The sequence below is a fragment of the Capnocytophaga sp. oral taxon 324 str. F0483 genome (assembly GCF_000318315.2).
Classification (GTDB): domain Bacteria; phylum Bacteroidota; class Bacteroidia; order Flavobacteriales; family Flavobacteriaceae; genus Capnocytophaga; species Capnocytophaga ochracea.
In genome coordinates this window covers 32501-52590 of the sequence record NZ_KB291508.1, presented here as the reverse complement: position 1 = coordinate 52590, position 20090 = coordinate 32501, and the positions used below count along the sequence as shown (strand labels likewise).

Sequence of the window (20090 nt, the reverse complement as noted above, 5' to 3'; positions counted from 1 at the left end):
CGCACCTTTGGCAAAGTTAATTATCAGTATTTCTGGTATTATTGGCATTTCCCCATTTCCTAATTCTCTCATTTCCTCATTTTCTAATTTACTAATTAATCTGCCTATGTGCCTCACACTTATTTTATTTTAATTTCTGTACCGTCAGATACACTTCTTTTTTAAAGAAAATTTTGTGCGTTTCCTCTATTCTGTCCCATAAAAAGTAAGTAAATAGAAAATAGTTTTATATCTTTGCATATTCAAAAATAAATTATCATTAAAAAGTATATTATGGAAGATAAAACAATTTTCACCGAAACTTATAAAGTGCGTAGCACACAAGTAAACCTTAACAATCAACTCGGGTTATATGGCGTATTAGGTATGTTGCAAGATATCGCTGCCGAACACGCTTCACTTTTAGGGTTCGGTTATGAAGAGTTAGTAAAAAAAGGATTCTTTTGGGCACTCATACAGCAAAAACTAAAAATGCACTATTGGCCTCAATGGAATGAACGTATCACCGTCAAAACGTGGTCTCTCCCTGTAAAAGGAGTGTATGCTTTTCGCGAATTCGAACTTTTTTGCAACGACCAAAAAATAGGTGAATGTGCTAGTACTTGGATTACCTTAGATATTCAAACACGTCGCCCCATTGAGCTTACTGACCGCCAAGAAATCTTCTCTCCTCGTACCGAAGGCGGACTCTCTTTCCATACCGACCGTATCAATCTCCCCGAAGGTATGTATCAAGTAAACGATTTTAAAGTACGTGTAAGCGATTTAGATGTCAATTCACACGTAAATAATGTAAAATACACTCAGTGGGCACTCGATATGATGACAGAGCGCAACCATCGCGAGTTTGTTATTAAAGAATATGATATCAATTTCTTATCCGAAACTTTTATGGGAGACGAAATGCAAGGATTTAAAAGCAAAGGTAAATACATCGACGATGCCCATAACTTGGTAGAAACTTATCTCTATGCACAAAAAATAGGTGCTCCTAAACCTGCGTTCATATCTCGCTGGATTGCTGAACGAATTTAAACTATTTATTACTTTTAATAAAAAACCCCTGCGAAGTTTCCTTCGCAGGGGTTTTATTTATTATAGATATTACTTACTATCTATACAATGTGAAGTGGCCCATATATTCTCGTGCATCTTCACCGTCTTCGTGAGTCTTCAAGATGTACCAGTAGTCACCCGCTGGTAATTCTTTACCGTCATAACGTCCGTCCCATTTTTGTCCTGAACGCAACGTTGTGATATAACGTCCGTAGCGGTCGTAGATATCTACAGTCAAGTTTGGATAACTGCGGAATCTATCAGGATCCCAACCATCGTTGCTACCATCATCATTCGGTGTAAAGAAGTTAGGTGGTACTGACTTCATAAACTCTTTCTCGATGCGCAAGTCGGCTTCACAACCATTTGCATCTTGTACAGTAGCGGTTACCACTTTGTATACTCTTCCGTTTACTATACGGCTGGTTGGGTCAGTAGGTTTAAGAGTATACTCATTGCTTCCATTTTCGTAACTTCCGTTAAAGTAGTAAGTGTATGGAGGATTACCTCCTCTTGCTTCTACTTTTATAAGGTTCAATTCACGTGGGTCGCTCTTGTCTTTCAATTCCAATCCTGGGTAACGTTCTATATCAAAACGTTGTGCAATAGTTTCCTGACAAGTAGATGCTACACCTGCTCCGCGATAGAATACAGTTATATATTGGTTCATTCCTGGTTCAATAGGTGCTGTCTTAGCTCTATTACCGTCAAACGATTCAAATGGTCTCGCATCACGCGCATCAGTACTATTGATAGCATAGCTTGTATTGCTTCGTGTGAGTGCACCGTCCAAATTGTTGAACGTTAGCATCAAGTAGCCTGTCGTCCAAGTAGTAGAAACAGTAGAACAGTTAAAGCCTTTTTCAAAAGTAGCATTAATGCTTGGTGCAGCGGCTACTGTTATTTCTAAGGTTTGTGAACAGATACCAGAGTCACCATATTCTAATTGGTATCTACCTGGTGCTATTCCTGTTCTAGATACTACTGTACCTGTTGCTACACTGCTTGAAGTTCCTATCACATTACCTGATGGGTCTTTCAACGTATAGTTGTATGGTGCACGTCCACCTGTGAATCGGAAGCTGAGAGCTCCGTCATTAGTGCCGTAGCAAGTTTCTGTTACAGTGCTTGCGTGAGCTATCAACTGTTCAGGTTCTACAATGGTAAAGGTGCGTTCTACTTCACAGCCTATCACATTGTCTTTCACCTTCACAATATACTGTCCTTTTGGCAAGTTAGTGAACTTATTAGTTCCATCAAAAGTTCCTGCCTCTGGTGAGATAGTAAATGTATAGCTTCCTGTACCACCTGTGGTTGCATAAGTAATCGTACCATCATTCACACCATAACAACTCATATCAGTTTTAGTAGACGATACTGTAAGATTTGTATAAGCTTCTACATCTACCGTTATAGTACGTGTACAACCGTTATTATGTGCTATGGTAACAGTGTGAGTACCTGGTGTTACTATAAAGCGTCCTGAAGCTTGTGGTGCTCCTCCATCTATGCTATATGATACATATCCTGCATATTTTGAATTAGAAGAAGCTACAATAGTATTCACTACGGTATTATTACCACAACTGTACTCTACGGTAGCAGTAGCTTGTAAGTCTACTCCTTCCTTGATTGTTACCGATACTTCGGTAGTACAGCTTCGAGCGTCTTTCACGTAGATAGTGTAAGTACCAGAAGCTAATCCCGTATAGAGGGTCTTGCCTACTGTCCAAGTTACATTATCTATTGAAGTACTGTAAGAAGCAGTTCCTCCCTTGATAGTGATAGATACTGTACCATCATTACCACCTTTACATACCTCATCAGTTATCTTGTCTATTGAAGCCTCTAATAAAGTAGGTTCTTTGATTTCAAAGGTAGTATCAGTATAGCAACCATTTTCATCTTGAGCTCTTACAATATAGTTACCTCTTGCTAATTTAGTGAAGTAACCACTATCTACAAATCGGTCTAATCGTGGACTAATAGCGTAGAGGATTCTTCCTGTACCTCCTGTCACGGTTACCGAAATAGTACCATCGGCTTCACCATTACAGCTAATATCAGTACTTGCAGTAGCTACTGAAAGTGGTCCTGCCTCTCCAATATTTATAACTGTACTGGTTTGTACACAGTCTACACTAATTACTTCCACTTGATAAGTACCAGAAGTCAAACCTCCAAATGCCCAATCAGTAGCATTTTCTTGGGTAGCAGTAGCTGTTTGTGCTACACCTCCTTTATACAATTTGTATTGGTAGTTACCCAAAGCGCCAGTAGCTGAGAAAGTAATCTTAGCTGTACTATCTCCATTACATTTTACATATGCCTCAGAGGTATCTACGTGTAATTGCAATGGTTGTAATGCTTCTATCGTTATCTTGTTAGACAACTTCGATTGACAACCGTGACTATCTATCACATAGAACTCGTACTCTCCTACTCCTGCTTGAGTGCTATTTCCTGTAAGTGTTGTAGTAGTTGTACCGTTGGCTACCATATAGTAAGTATAACCTGGAGTACCACCTGTTACAGTAATTGAAATAGTAGCTTGTTGCAAGCAAGTAAGCGGTTTAGCAATTGAGGCAGTTACCTTCATTTCACGAGGTTCATCGATGGTTACTGGAATAGTAACATCACAACCCCAACCATCTATAATCTTCACATTATACGAACCTGCATATAGGTTAGTGAAAGTAGTGCTAGTTTGTGCACCTCCTATTTGTGCACCTCCCACATTCCACAATTCGTAAGCGTAATTACCACTTCCTCCTGTTGGGCTCACCACTGTTATTACTCCTGTTCTATCGTTGAAGCAATTCAAAACAGTAGTTGCTGATATGCTTGCCGAAATAGGTGCTGGTGGTGCCATTACTACATTAGTAGTAGTTGAACAACCTCCTCGGTCAGTTACTTCTACCGTATAGGTATTGGCAGTCAATCCTTCAAATAAGGTAGTGGTGGTATAGGTACCATAAGTAGTGTGAGGAGCTCCTCCCACTAACAAGCGGTATTGATAATCACCCCAACCTCCTGTTACATCTATACTGAAGGCACCTTTATTATCATTAGGTTCACAAGTGATGCGATTTGTAATGGTAGGACTCACTGTCAAAGCTCGTGTAGGAGCCGATACCATCACCGAGGTAGTGGTTACTGTACAGTATGGTGATTGTGTTTCCACTACTCTTATCACATATGTTCCTGCCGATAAACCTGCAATTACCTCTCTTCTCTCAGTAGCCGCATTTGCTTGTACAGTTCCTGTTATTCCTGTTGGAGCTAAGGTAACCGCATCAAGCACTTGATAGTTATAAATACCTTGATAACCTTTTACAGTAAGGGTAATCTCACCATCATTGCCTCCTACGCACGATACTGGTTTGGTTTGTGCAGCAGTTACTTCTATATCGCTAAAATCTATAACCGTATGCGATGCAGTAGCATAACAACCTGTTTCAAGGTCTATTACTTTCATTTCATAGTAACCAGGTGTATTAAAGCCTATATTAGCCGTGTTCACTCCTGCGGTAAGCGTTTGTGTACTTGGGATAGCCACTCCAGCCCCTGTAGAGGTTACTTCTATACGATATCCTTTGTTATTACCTCCATTAATAGTTAAGGTAATACTTTCGGTAGCGTTACAGCTTATTTGGCTTGTTCGGTTCACATCAATACTAGTAATGCGTTTTAATGGCGGTATTACTAATGGGTTCGCACTGTTATCAGCTTGACAACCGTTAGCATCGCGTATATACACTATTACTGTTTGAGTGTGAGTACCATTGCTAGTTACACTGTATACTCCTGTATGGTTCACCCAACCTGAGGTAGTAGTAGAGGTACCGTCAAATACTTCAAAGTTGAAAGTATAAGTACCTGTTCCACCGCGACCTGTTGCTTGAATGATAGCTTGTTGTGCATTATTATTGGCGTCACATTTAAAGTGTGTAGTTACTGTAGTATTGCTCACTATTAACTTATCAGGTTCTCCTATAGTGATTACCTCAGTTGCAGTACAGTTACGTGATGAGGTAAGCGTTACAGTATAAGTACCTGCTGGCATACCTTCAAAGGCTATTTCCTTAGGTGTTACGTTCACGGTTTCAGTGCGTGTTAAGCCTGTACCTACAATCTTGATTTGGTAATCAGTTTGAGTTTGTGTACCAGGTATAGTAATCACAAAACGTCCATTACTATCACCGTGACAACTTACTGCCGTAGTAGTGTAAGTGAAAGTTACTGTAGCAGCATCTGTGATTTCTACGTCAGCACCTGTTACAGTAGCACAACCTGTGATAAGGTCAGCGATAGACACCTTATAAACCCCTGCTGGCACATTAGTGAATACCCCTGTATTATTCACTTGCGGAGTACCTCCTGCATTATTAGTTAAAGTATAACGTAAACTGTTTGAACCTCCTTGGTGAGTTACCGATAAAGTAGCTCCCGTAGCAGGAACACAGGTTATCTGTTTAGTAATCACTACTCCTATACTTGCACTATCAATTGGGTCATACAAAGTCACCGATTGAGTAAGGGTAGCGGTACAACCCCAAGTATCACTGATAGCCACTTGGTAAGTACCTGCTCCTAAGCCTCTAAATACAGTACTTGTTTGGGCAGCTCCCTGTAACACTCCATTTCTAATGAGTTGGAAAGTATAATTGCGTCCTTCACCTCCTGTTACATTCTGTACGGTTATCTCTCCTGAGTTAGGTGTACAGTTTTGTGCTGTAATAGATAGAGTACCTGTAATGGTATTAGGATTAGCAAGTACCACTGTCGAGCTAAGCGTTACCATACAACCTCCTCTATCGCGTATAGCTACGTGGTAAGTGCCCGCTGTTAAGCCTCTAAATACATTAGTATCTGACCAAATAGCACTTGCTGGGGTTGGTGGTGTAGTACTTACATAATACTGATAGCCTCCCCAACCACCTGTGGCATTCGTAACCGCTATTTCACCATCATTATAATTTGGCGCACTCGAACAAGTGATAGACTGAACACTAATACTTGCTGTAAGAGCTACATCAGCCTCTGATATATTAAAGGTATATGTTTGTACACAACCTGTATTAGTATCTTTCACAGTCATTGTATAGGTAGCCGGTCTCAAGCCTGCTATATTAAAGGTAGGATTAGCTCCTGATACAGTTGGCACTGTAGGTGGTGTTACCCCACCAGAGGCAACCAAGTACACAGTATAGTTATGTGCACTTACTGTATTACTCAATGTGAAAGTAGCAGTACCATCGTTATTACCTTTACAAGTAACGTTCTTCACTTGTGGGTTCACAATACGGAAGTTGTTAGGATCTGGTGATACGTACAACACTTTCACCACACAACCTGTATCTACGTGACCTATCCAGAACGTATGAGTTTGGTTAGGTGCTACAGTAAATACTCCTGAAGTTTGCCAAGGAGCCCCAGCACTTGGTGCTACCGTAGGTTGTGTATCGCCGTGATAGTAACGCAATTTCGCTTGATTGATAGGAGGAGCACCTGGTGCTGCTACTATACTTACAAGTACTTGCTCACCTGCGGTACAAGTACCAGGTGTTTGCACTGTAACAGTAGCTTGTGATGGGTCTAAGCCTTCAAACGGATTAATAGTCACTACTGTCTGTGTGCTACAGCCATTGGCATCAATAGCAGTAATAGTAACATTTCCACCTGCTATATTACCCACTGTAAAGTTATTACCTGTGCTAGTAGTAGTGCCATAAGCAAACTGTATGGTATAAGGTCTTGTACCTCCTGTAATAGCCCCATTAGGTACGCTTATAGTAGCCTGTTGTGCCACACCATTAGCGGTACAAGCAAACTGTCGTGTTACTATCTGTGTGGTGCTGATAGTTACTGCAGTTGGCTCAGGAACTGTTACTGTATATACTGATGCACAGTTATTAGCTGTTACTGTGATAGTGTATATACCAGCTTTCAAGTTGCTATAAGTTCTTATAGCAGCTGTCCATATAGGGCTTGAACCTGCAGGACCAACAATACCTGCTGGTGGTGTATTATAATTAAAGGCTCCAATAGTACCATTCTTTTCAGTAACATAAATTTCACCGTCATTACCACCGCGACAAGTTACTGACTTCACTGAGGTTTCTATTACTGGTTTTTCAGCTTCTAATACCTCAATAGTTTTTGTAAAGGTATTGCAACCCGCAACGGCTTTGTTATCGGTTACAGTTACTGTATAAGAACCTTTATTGGTAATATTGTTTACTGTAATTTCATATTTACCACTCACTTGTGGTATATTGCCATTATTTGTATAACCACTTGGTCCATCTATTTTATAGCTATAATTACCAGAACCATTATCTACTCTAATTGTGATTTCGGCATTAGCTCCTATACCACAACCTAAGGCTTTAGTAAGCTCAGCAATAGCCTGTAAGTTAGCAGTAACGGTATAGGTAAGTGTCGCAATACAGCCTGTCGCCTTATCGCGGATTTGCAAGTCGTAAGCACCTGCTACCAAGTTGCCAAAAGTAGGACTTGTTTGGTAATCCAAACCACCATCTATTGAGTATTCATAACCGTTGAGTTCTGCCCCTGTAGCCGAAGTACCTGAAGCTGCTGGTGCTTTTGCTTGTGGTTCAATAGTCAAACTGATAGAACCATTCACACAACCCATTAAGCTAGCTTTGTTAATCTTAGGTGCTGGTGGCACTGTAAAAGTATAGTTACCAAGATTTGCACTACAACCATATTGGTCTTCCATTGTCAAATTCACAGTGAATGAATATGGTGTAGCTGGATTAACAGGCAATGCAGGTGCTGTAATATTATCTCTTATAATTTGAACACGTGAGTTACCAGTTTGTATTGGTGCTCCAAAGGTAACCCCTGGTGTTACAGGAGTCACTTTATATGTATAAGTACCTCCACCTCCTGATGGGTTCAACACTTCTAAGATACCGTTCTTATCACAAGTAATTTGTGTACTTGCTGATACGGTAGCAGTAAGAGTGCCTAACTCTTTAATATGAGCATCACGACTACCCCACTTACAACTACCTTCGGTTACTACTACATAGTAAGTTTCGTTAGGTGCTAAGTTATAAGGACCTGCTGGGGTAATATTTGTAGCATCATTACCTGGTGCTGGCATTACAGCAGTACCATTCACAATTGGTGTACCTAAACCTGCACCTGGTGTTCTTTTATATAATACCCAAGTAAGTGATTTACCTGCAGGAGAACCCATAGTATATTGTGGCTCTCGATGAATCCTGAATGTTACTTGACCCTGAGCACCATTACAAGCTGGTTTGGGTAATACAGTAATCGTCATTGCAGGAGTAGCTACACTGCCGTAGATATCACCAGTAAAGGCAGCAATACAGCCATTAGCATCTTCTACTTCAAACTTATAAGTTCTACCTACTATCAAATTAGTAAAGACGTGAGTTCTTGAAGTAGCAGGTGTGGGTGTTTCCCAAGTACCTTCGTTCACTCTGAACTTAAACGGAGCTTTACCAGTTCCATTAGCGATAGTCACTGTAGCAGTAAAGTAAGTCTTACCTGCGGCAGTACAACCTAAATGGAAGTCACCGATATCAGTAGTTACACTCACTCCTCCTAATGGACTTGGTACTACGTGAGCCGTAGCATTCGTACTACAAATATTGGCTCCACCTAATGCTGGACGATTAGCCAAACGCAAGTTAAATATCTTACCTGGTTCAGTAACACCTGTAATAGGTGCTAAGTCAAACGGATTTGTTGTCATTGGGTGCCAATTAGCACCATTATCATAGCTGAAATATATTTTGTTACCACCTGCGGTATAAGCATTCCATACGTTTGGTGGTATGGTGATGGTAAGTGGCAAGGCTTTATTACTTCCTGTTGTACAAGTAGCCGTGCTTGCTAAGCTGATGCTAGCAGTAAGCGCCGGCATATCTTGTAAGGTAACATTTTTGCTTGCACTACAACCATAACGGTCAGTTACAGTAATAGAGTAAGCTCCTGCTACCAAGTTGTCAATTGTATAAGTATTAGTTGCAATACCTGTGAAAGTAGCAATTACTGGAGTACCTGCATTACCGTAACGTATGGTAAAGTTAGCATCACCGGTAATATGCTTCACTACTATCTTACCGTTACCTGAACCCTGACAAGTAGGTGTGATTGTTTCAGTATCGAAAGTAATAGCTGGAGCTTTACGTACCCCTACTTCGTGACGTTTCACACAACGATCAGACTTCACAAACACGGTATAAGTCTGTACTGAACCTGTAATAGTAGGCACATTGTAAGTATTGGTAGTTCCAAAAGTTCCTGCTGTAACAGTAGTTACTGAACCTTTTGCAAAAGCATAAGTATAATTACCATCACCTCCTGTTGCAGTTACTTCTATCTTACCTGGCACACAACTTTCATTAGTTACCTTCACGCTGGTGTTCAAGGTAGGACGAATAACAATATTCTGTACTGCACTACAACCGTATTGGTCAGTAACCGTTACATTATAGTTTCCTTGAGTAAGTCCTGTAAAGGTGTGAGCAGTAACTCCTGCTGCTAAAGTTACAGGAGTACCGTTGTTCAATTTCACTTTATAACCACCATTACCCGCATTTATTTTCACGGTTACCTCACCAGTATTACCTCCTTCGTAGCAATCAGTAGCCGAAAGAGTAAAGCTTACGGTTTGTGGGGTAGGTATATTCAAGTTGCTTCCTAAATTGGTAACACAACCGTTTTTATCAGTTACTCTGAAAGTAGCTGCTCCTGTCTCTACACTATTAAACACATTACTACTTTGAGGTCCTGCCTTCACTGTACCGCCTATGAGATACTCATAAGTGTAAGGAGCTACTCCACCATTTGCTGTAAGTGTCACACGTGCCTTACTATTATTAGAACACATAGCAGGCTGTGTGATAGTAGCCGTAAGAGTGAGTTTATTAGGTTCTGTAATAGTTACTGTTTGAGTAGCTTTACAATTACCATTATGGAAAAATTCTACAAGGTGTGTACGTGCGGTCAAGCCGGTTATCTCAAAGGTAGTCGCATTAGTATCAGTTGTCCAACCTGCACCAGAACCGTGAGTGCTTCCATTCAATCGCACGTGGTAAGTACCTCCATTCAAGTTTTCTAACTTAAAGGTAGCTTTACCAGTATTGCCTCCTTGACAAGCTACATTGGTTTGGCTTACTACACTGGCCCTAAATTCTTTACCTTGTGGTACAAGTACTTGTTTAGGTGCCATTTCTATATAGCAACTTTTTGGCACTTGGTATACATTGATATCATCAATAGTAAAGTCATTACCATTAGAACTTGGTTCAGAATTCAAGAATTGAATTTTCACTCTTGTTACAACACCACCTGGATTAATAGTCCCTAAGTTTTTAGAAGAAACTAAATGCCAAGCTCCATCGTGAGGAATTGCTCCTGAATCTATAAATCCTAATACATTGTTTGACATATCCACTACTTGGATTCTCATATTAGGTCGTACTAATGCTCCTGCGTGATTAGATACAGGAGCGTTGTGACTCCTTATCTGATAGTTAAATTCTATGAGATTATCTGGGGCTATCTCTACTTCCTTTTCTAAGAATACTTTCCCATAAGTATTCAGTGCCATATCTACATATAAGAATCGGTCATTATTTGCTCCAGTAGTAGTTCCTTGAACAGGCTCTCTCCAATCTGAATTTGGGTTAGTAGGATAGTATGGCATTCTCGATGTTCCAAATCTATTAGGAGCAATAAAATCTTTATAAGCAGCTCTTGTATATTGCGTAGGTTGTCCTACTACACTCGTTCTTGGATCGTGGAACGTAAACAATACTGAATTAACCCCCTCATAAGGTTCTGGATCTCCAAATCCAAAATCTTCTTGCATTAATATTACTGATGCAGGTGAGTTTTTATCCTTATACCTAACAGTAAGTGTATAAGTACCTGGGGCTAAACCTGTAATAGTAGCCGTAGTACCTGTAAGTGTTCTACCATTAATTACATATTCATAATCATAGGTAGTGGGTGTACTTGTAATACGCACAGTAGCATTACCATTACAGTCATAGCCAGTAATAGTATATACTGATGTTGGCTCTGATATTTTTGTAGGTACATTTACAGTTAATCCCAATTCACAACCTTTAGCATCTTTTACATATACAGTATGAGTACCAGCAGGTAAATAACCTATTGAATTTCCTTGATAATTGCCTTCAAATTTGTATTGATAAGGCTGTGTACCTCCTGTTACGTTGGTGATACGCACTTGGGCTTTGTCTTTATTAGTCCCTGTGTTTTCACAACCTATTAACTGAGTTACCGAAGCGAAGCCTTTCAAGGCATCAGGTTGTGTAACGGCTACGGTTTGAGTAGCCTCACAGTTATTAGCATCTACTACTTTTACTACATAATTAGCTTTAGCAGGAAGATTATTAAATACTTTTTGAGCCCCCGTACCTTTGTTTACACCATCTAAGAAAATAGTGTAAGGAGGTTTTCCTCCTGTTACAGTTACCGAAATAGTACCATTATTAGTGCCATAACAGCTTATAGCAGTAGCTACTGCGTTGAGCGTAGGATTTGTTTTGGCAGCTATGGTGACATTAGCACTCACCTTACATCCTTTGGCATCACTTATTTCAATAGTATAAGTGCCTGGAGTGGCAGTTTCATAGGTAGCTGTATTACCTGCCATTGAGGTAGTATTTTGTACAATATTTCCTGCTTTTTTCACTACAAAAGTATAAGGTGCATAACCATCTTTTACTTTTATCTCTACTTTGGCATTGGCAGCCGCCCCTGGGTGACAAGAAATATCTTTGGTTACCATTGAAGCAGCAGGAGTAATAATAGTAATAGGGTTTTTAATTTCTACGCTATATGTAGCCTTACAACCATATTTATCAATTACAGTAAAAATATGAGTTCCTACACTCAGATTATTAAAGATATAAGTATTAGTATTTTGGGTTGCCTTGGTTACCCCATCGAGTTGGAAAGTATAAGGAGCATTGTTACCTCCTCCTGCTACATTCACTTGTACTTCCACTTTGGCAGGCGTACCTCCTGTTGTACAGTAGTTATTATTAGCAGGATTGGTAGTGCCTGTAAGGGTAATAGCATTGGCAGCTGTAATAGTAAAGTTCACGTCTTTTTTACAACCATTAGCGTCTTCTACTTCTATACGATAAGCTCCCACGCTGGTAATACTAAACTGTGGTGCTACTTGGGTAGTAATTACGGTAGCTCCTTTATACAAGGTATACTTATAAGTTCCTGTACCTCCTGAGGCGGTTACTTTGGCAGTAGCTACAGCAGGGTTACAACCCAATACGGTATCCCCTGTATAGGCAAGAGTAAGAGCCGTAGGATTGTTTATTGTAAAGGAGTGGCTTACCTCACAATTAGGATTGTTTTGTTCTGCACGTATTTTTACAGTATGAGTACCAGCTGGTATATTATCCCATCTGAAAGGATTACCTGTAGTAGCCACAAAACTACCTGTTCTATCTTTTTGTACATAATAGGTAGTAGGTGCATTTTTCAAGCCTATTTGATAACTACCTGTACCATTGTTACAGTTAGGCTGTGTAATCTTTTGAGAGGCTGGGTCAGAACCGAAAGCCTTGTCGTTAGCAATCGTTACAGTAGTAGTATAGGTAAAGCCACAAGCCTTTGGCTCTTGGTAAAGGTAGATATCGTCTACAACCAAGTCATTACCGCTAAGTACCAAACTATAAGAACGTACAACTGCTATAAGTTTAGTATGATTTCCTGGATTTAATGGTCTTCGCGCCACTGTCCAATCATCTGCATTACGAGCTCCTCTAATAGGTGGTGTAATGCGATAGCTATCTAAAGGTGTTCGGGCATCTATAGCTGCTTGGTCAGTATAAAGTTCTATCACAATATCCGGAGCTCCCACAGGATAACGAGGGTCATTATATCTCAACATATTCATCAAAGCTATTGAGAAATTAACCTCCTTATTTGGAATCAAATCCTCTATGGGTCTCTGATAAAGTATTGCCCCCGCTTGTCCTAAGATATCACCAATATTTATAAAGAGCATACGTCCATTAGCTAATCCTGTGTGGTCATTAGGTTGCATCCAAGCAGGATTATTAGGATTTAGCCTTTGTGATACTACGTATTCACCATCAGCAACGTATGTGCCTTCGTGATTCGTTCCATCAGCCCAAGTTTGTCCATAAGCATTCTTAGGCATTAAACCATCTTGCAATTCAAGATAGTATTTCTTGTTAATATATTCATTACCACCATTGCGCCCTGTACCGAAGTCCTCAAAAAAGAGTACATTTTTGGTAGGAGGGTTCGCATCAGCATACTCAATAGTAATAGTATGTACACCTGGCGCAAGATTCTTAAAGTTATTATCGGTTGCAGGCTGACCGTCTATGTAATATTTATATTTGTAATTATTTTTGTTATTAGTAATTGTAACAGAACCGCGTCCTTGGCAGTCGTAAGTAATTTGCGAAGGAGTAAAGGTAGGTTCTGGAATTCTTGGGGCTACAGTTACCTTTATGTTTTCACGAGTACAACCTATCGCATCGCGTACTGCCATATTATAGGTGCCTGGTAACATCCATTTTTTCATATCGGTAGTCCAGTTACCATCACCAAAGTTAAATTCATAAGGTTTTTGCCCACCTTGTACGTTCGAGAAACGAACGAGAGCTTTATCAGCATTAACTCCTGTGCCACAACCTACCAATTCTTCTACCCCTGCTGAGGCAATAAGGTTACCTCCCACAAAAGTAGGAATAGTAATAGTGGCACCTGTAACTGTACATAAAGCACCTGCTCCTCCGTTACCATAGCGTAATACAGGGGTATAGCTTCTTCCCGTTTGTAAGTTCGGGAAGTCTCGCCCTGATTGGAAATTCACTCCGTCTATACTGTATTGTAATACGTTATAGCTGGAAGCATTAGTAGGTTCATTAATAGTTATCTTCGCCCTATCCCCACAGTTTTGTACGGTATAGCTGGCTGTGATAGCAGGTGTAGGCAAGGTATTTACAGTAGCCGAAGCCTCAGCAATACAGCCGTTGTCGTCTATCACCTTAAAGTTTTTCACTCCTGCAGTAGTAAAGGTAAAGTCGTAATAACTATTTGCGAAGTTATTTTGGTAGGAAGCTCCTCCATCGTTACTATAGCCATAGCCATTAGGTCTGTTAGTCTTTCCTCCCTCAGCAGTTACACGCACTATAGCACTGCCACAGCTCAAGTGTCGCAATACCGAAGCCGTAGCTTTAAGGTCTGGCACTTTATCAATGCGCACACTGGTAGTAAATTTACAACCATCTGGGCTCGTTACCTCTATATAGTAATTACCAGCAGTAAAATGGTTAGTAATATTTAAGTCGGTAGTATTGGTAACCGTAGTATAAGCCACTCCACCTGTAGCGTTGTTATTGCGAATAGTATAAGTAAAAGGTGGATAAGGGTTACCACTAAGTTGTACGCGTATACCGCCTTTGTTAGTGCTACAAGCCATAGGTGTAACGCTGGCAGTCATCGCAGGAGTTCGTTTGTTTATTTGTATTGATTTTTCAAAAATACAAGGTTGTGTAGTAATGGTAGTAGTAAGTACTTGGCGTACGTACACAGTATAGTTGTCTGGAGTTGCTATATCAAATACATTACTGCTTTGATAGTTTTTCACCCAGCTAGTAGAACCTGTTTTCTTCAAACCGTATTCATATCCTGCTGGCACCCCATTTACAGTAATACTACCGTTTTTATTACAAATAAGGTCTCGACCTACTAATTGTGGGTCTACATTGTTTTTGGTAATACGGAAATAGTAATAAGGCGACACACAGTTGCCATAAGTAACTACCAAACGGTATACTCCTTCATCTCGCAAAGTAATGTCTCCACTATTCCCTATATCTGTCCAGTTACAGTTGTAGTTATCGTTAGAAGGCGGACACTCTTTGCTTAGGGTAGGTGGTAAAGCTCCACAAGAGCCTAATTTTTGCCACTGATAAGCAGTAGCCCCCGTAATTCTAAGACTTACAGGCACTGTAGTACTACCCCCGCACAAATACACTTGTGGATACTCAGTACCCCCTGTATCTGCACAGATGTACACCTCACCATTTAATTTCCCTTTCGAAAGCAAATCTTTAATAGGGTGTACTGCATTAGCATAAGCATTAGGGTTCACAGTGTGCTCTTCGTACATTGTAGCACAACCTGCTTTACTCTTCGTTACTTTGTAAACTCCTGGTTCACTTACTACTAAGGTGCGTGAGTTACCTCCTATAGTACCTCCACCTACTTTTTCCCATTTGTAAGAGTCAAAGTTAGCTCCTGCCTCCAAGGTAACTGTACGCTCACACAATACCGTAGTAGCTTTAAACTTACAGTTGGTAAAATCAAGGTTTACAATAAAGTTAGACGGTCCTTCTACTCCACCGTTACAAGCTGTAAATTGTGTATTGAAGCTACCTGCTTTTAAGGGTGTAGAAGAGTTAGACACTCCTTTGTAGCTTGCTGAGGCTCTATTTTCTACTACGTTAGAGCACGCATCACGCCATTTGTTACAGTCGTTCACTACTTTTATACCAAAAGAAAGTTCTTGTACGGTACTTCCTTTCTTCACTAAGTTCTCAGGAATATTAAATGTAAGTTTACGAGAAGCTGGTATATATGTATAGCTTACCCCTGATGGTTTCGAAATATTTGCTGTTGTAGCATCAAAATCTTGTAAGTTTACAGGAAGTATATCAGTAATCTGTACATCTTTAGCATCGTCATTCCCTATATTTTGGAAACGTATTTTATAACGTAATGACTGACCCATTTGTACATTTTTCCCTGTAATATCTACGCCCGCACTGCTGAGCACGCGTTTCTCCATTACAATATGGGGTGCTATCACTTCCACGTTAAAAGCAAACATAAAAGGATAGTATGCGTCTTGGTTTGAATAGGGTCTAAAAGATGTGGAAGTACTATTATTATCTAAAAAAGTTTTGCCACTATTAGCCAGCTCAAAAATCCCTGCATCAAATCCTAATAAGTTGGTAGAGGCAGGTCTACGATGAGGATTAATACCGTTTTCATCAGTAAGAGTACTATTAAAGAAGTTATTAGCAGGTCGATCAGGCGCTGTAAGAGCTTCGTAAGAACCATCTCTTTTTTTCATTGTGAGCTGGTCTCCTGGAATTCCCAACTCACCTTCCAAAGCAGCAAAACCTATCTTAGCTTTTACAGGTCCTATAGGTACAGTTTTAAACCCTGAAATATCAATAGTAGGATTATTATTTTTGTTTACTACTGAAAAACCGTCAAACACAGTTATATTACGGGCTTCACGAGTCAAGTCCTCATATACTATTACAAGCGTCCAACCAGCGGCATAACCTACCCCTGTTTTTTCATTACCTTTGGGTGCTTGTATATTCCCTACAGTATAGGTATTAGCAATAGTACCATTGAGGTAATTGGTCACCTCAGCACGGTATACATAAGCGCGTTGGGCATTACCTTTGGTACCATCTACAGAACTTACCACATCATAGCCATCATATACACGTTCACCCACTAAATCGCGATATACTCCTGACCCTACTTTGAATTTTACATTCTTGAACTTACTCCTTTCTAAGCGAGGATTCGTTTGGTTATTGAGTCGCTCTTCAGTATAAGCAGCTGCCCAATACAAATAAGCTCTCACTACCTTTTTACAGGTAGATGCAGGATTAGGGTCGAGCACAGTTGCCGAACTCGAGTTAAACACTCCCGACTCAGGTACCACATTGATATACTTCATCTCAATACGTGAATTATCACCGTGAGTACCTGTATAGTTTTGATTGCCCTGTGGACTAAGAATAGTATTTCCCACCACAATCATATCCCCTTTTACGGTACCTTGGTAACGAATACCAAAAGGAATATAATTCTGCCCAAAGGCAACTGAGAGAGTCGCCCAAAAGAAACATTGTAATAGTAATAACTTTTTCATATGGAAGTTATGTTTGTATTTATGCTATTGCAGTATAGCAATAGTGAAATTATTAATATTGTTGCTTGAAATCTTATAATATATAAAGGTGTCTCACATATCTTTTTGTGTAATAGTTACACCTCTCTCTTCAAACGCAAAAGTAAGATATTTATTTTATATAATACACACTACACAAATATTTAACATTATTTAACATAGTGCTACACAACATAAATTACCTTTTTACACATTAAACATACTGCAAATCAACAGATAGCGTCTTTTACACTCTCTCGTTGTGCATTTTGTATTCTGTTAAATAAAAAGGCGTTTTATTAAGAGTTTTTCTCTCCATTCTCCCCTAAAAAAGGAAAAACACTACACGGTATAACTGTGTAGCTTTTCTTTCTGGTGCAAAGATACAACAAACTTTTCTCTTTTCCACATTTTTTCATTCTCTCATTTCCTCATTTGCTAATTTCCAAATTATTCTTACCTTTGCGCCCGATAAACAAATTAAAACACAATGGTTTTACCTATTATTGCTTATGGCGACCCAGTGCTCAGAAAGGTAGGAACTGAAATATTCCCCGATTATCCTCAACTCAAAACACTGATTGCTAATATGTACGACACTATGAATGCCGCTTATGGCGTGGGGCTCGCTGCTCCTCAGGTAGGGCTCTCTATACGCTTGTTCGTGGTAGATGCCTCTCCTTTCGCCGATGACGATGAGCTTTCAGAAGAAGAGCAAACTTTCTTAAAAGGCTTCAAAAAAACTTTTATCAATGCCAAAATAGTAGAAGAAACAGGCGATACTTGGAACTTCAACGAAGGGTGCCTCAGTATTCCTGGCGTACGAGAAGACGTTAGCAGGCACAAGCAAATCACCATTGAATACTTTGATGAAGACTTTAATAAGCAAACACTTACCATTGGCGGACTCGCGGCTCGTATCATTCAGCACGAATACGACCATATCGAAGGCATTCTGTTCACCGATAAACTCTCTTCTTTTAAACGCCAACTCATCAAAAGTAAGCTGGCTAATATCAGTAAAGGAAAGGTAAAGGTAGACTACCGAATGAAATTCTTTGATGCCAAAAACAAAAGATAGTACACTAACTTACAGTTATAATTAGTAACACTCATAACTTTTAACTCTTAACTTTTTAACTCTTAAATAAATACAATGAATCTAACAAAAGTATTAGCCATTTCTGGCAAACCTGGTTTATATCACTTAGAAACTCAAACGCGCTCTGGTTTCTTAGCCACTTCATTAGCCGATGGTAAGCGTATATCGGTAGGCATTCACAACAACGTGAGCCTATTGTCTGAAATCGCAATTTATACACTCGAAAAAGAAGTGCCTCTCACCGAAGTTTTTACTAATATGAAGAACTTTGAAGATGGGAAAGAAGCGCGTATCTCTCCAAAATCCGATGGAGCTACTCTCGAAGAGTATTTCTCTCAAGTACTCCCTAATTACGACCGCGACCGTGTGTATGCCAGCGATATTAAGAAAATAATTCAATGGTACAACCTTCTATTAGCCAAAGGTTTCTTAGAAGAAGACCCTCAAGAAGACACCCAAAAAAGCTAATTCACAGTACAATCATTTTACAATCAGTATTATTTTGCTAAAATTTTAATTGCTTGTCGTGCTTCGGTTGTGCTACGACCTTTGTCAAAGTAGACTATCTTGATAATCAATTTCCTTTAGTTATATTGTAGGGGCGATTTGCAAATCGCCCTCACAAAGCAAAAAAAGAGAACAATATTAATATTGTTCTCTTTTTTTATAATCTTATAAAATCAAATGAAGTAAAGCTATTTTGCTTCTTCTGTACTATCCACAAGCACCTGTCCACGATAGTACAATTTACCTTCGTGCCAGTGTGCGCGGTGATACAAATGGTTTTCACCAGTTGTTGGATCTTTTGCTATTTGAGGAACTACCGCTACGTCGTGGGTTCTTCTCTTATCTCTTCTTGTTTTTGATTGTCGTCTCTTAGGATGTGCCATTACTTAATTCTTTATATTATTTATCTGTTATTAAATTCTTTAAACTTTCCCAACGCGGGTCTATAGTCATTGTATTGTGGTGCTCTCTTGGAGCAAGTGCTTCCAATTTATCTAATACCGCCGAGTGCATCGTCCCATTCAAAACATCAGGGTGTACGCGCTTAGCAGGGATTGACAACACAATAAGCTCATATATATATTGTGCCACATTCAGTTGGTATTCTCCGTGAGGAAGTATCAAGATTTCTTCATCGTCATCATTATACTCTTCACCAAACTTCACCACCAAAAAAAGTGTTCCTTCTACTGCCAAGTCAAAAGGCTCATTAGAAACATCACAATTCACATTCACAGTACCCCTGTTGTGAAAATGCAGTTCCAACAAGTTGCTCTTCTTGTCTAAATCAACGATTACTTGCTGATGAATATCATTCACCTCGTCAAAATTAAACAGTTGCAAAAACGCTTTGTCAATCTCATAAACAAATTGATGTCTCCCCTGTTTTAAGCCTGCAAAAGAAATATCGTATTCTTTTAACTTTCTCATTTTCTACAAGTTTAGTAATCAATTGTTCATTTTTCAAGGTGCAAAGATACAACTTTATTTTTATATACAAACTTTTTACCTCACTTTTTTATCATAGCCACATCATATCCCCTCAAAAACCCCATTTTTCATTAAGCAATCCTCTATTCTCAAACATTCTTATCTCCGTCTTATCTTTATCTTATCTCCGCCTTATCTCCGCCTTATCTTCGTCCAGTCTTCGTCCAGTCTTCGTTCATTCTTCGTTCATTCTTCGTTCATTCTTCGTTCATTCCTCATTGACCGTGCGACTTACACCTGCCCGTGCGACTCGCACCTGCCTGTGTAGCTCGCACTTTTTCGTTATACTCCCCCTAGTGCCTATGGACTAAGGCCTAGTGCCTATTCCTTTTTCTTTCGCCTCGAAACCTCTTTTTTAATATTTTTAACCCTGTTGTATTATGGTATAAATCAACTACTTATATACCCTTTCTATAC

General features: G+C 39.6%; 6 protein-coding genes. 3 read left to right on the top strand and 3 right to left on the bottom strand.

Annotated features, from left to right (window positions below):
• Positions 1-273 precede the first annotated feature (273 nt).
• On the top strand, positions 274-1035 hold the full coding sequence (locus HMPREF9072_RS03970; protein ID WP_009410646.1) for an acyl-[acyl-carrier-protein] thioesterase: 762 nt from the start codon (positions 274-276) through the stop codon (positions 1033-1035).
• 76 nt (positions 1036-1111) lie between these two features.
• Here the strand turns inward: HMPREF9072_RS03970 and HMPREF9072_RS03965 are convergent, their stop codons facing one another.
• A complete protein-coding gene (locus tag HMPREF9072_RS03965) occupies positions 1112-17056 on the bottom strand; it encodes a T9SS type B sorting domain-containing protein (RefSeq protein ID WP_009410645.1) in 15945 nt (5314 codons plus the stop codon).
• 508 nt (positions 17057-17564) lie between these two features.
• Between HMPREF9072_RS03965 and def the strand changes: the two genes are divergently transcribed.
• Both def and HMPREF9072_RS03955 read left to right on the top strand, forming a co-directional pair.
• Positions 17565-18155 carry a peptide deformylase gene (gene def / locus HMPREF9072_RS03960; protein WP_009410643.1) on the top strand — a complete coding sequence of 197 codons (591 nt, stop codon included), beginning with the start codon at positions 17565-17567 and terminating at the stop codon, positions 18153-18155.
• A gap of 75 nt (positions 18156-18230) precedes the next feature.
• Positions 18231-18644, top strand: coding sequence for a DUF5606 domain-containing protein (locus HMPREF9072_RS03955; RefSeq protein WP_009410642.1), 414 nt, complete (start codon positions 18231-18233; stop codon positions 18642-18644).
• A 227-nt stretch (positions 18645-18871) separates the two neighbouring features.
• On the opposite strand, the gene rpmF is transcribed toward HMPREF9072_RS03955, so the two are convergent.
• Both rpmF and HMPREF9072_RS03945 read right to left on the bottom strand, forming a co-directional pair.
• Positions 18872-19066 (bottom strand): 50S ribosomal protein L32, encoded by a 195-nt coding sequence (rpmF, locus tag HMPREF9072_RS03950; protein ID WP_002673108.1) that lies wholly within the window; start codon positions 19064-19066, stop codon positions 18872-18874.
• Positions 19067-19082: 16 nt separating this feature from the next.
• A complete protein-coding gene (locus HMPREF9072_RS03945; protein ID WP_002673109.1) occupies positions 19083-19613 on the bottom strand; it encodes a DUF177 domain-containing protein in 531 nt (176 codons plus the stop codon).
• Positions 19614-20090 lie beyond the last annotated feature (477 nt).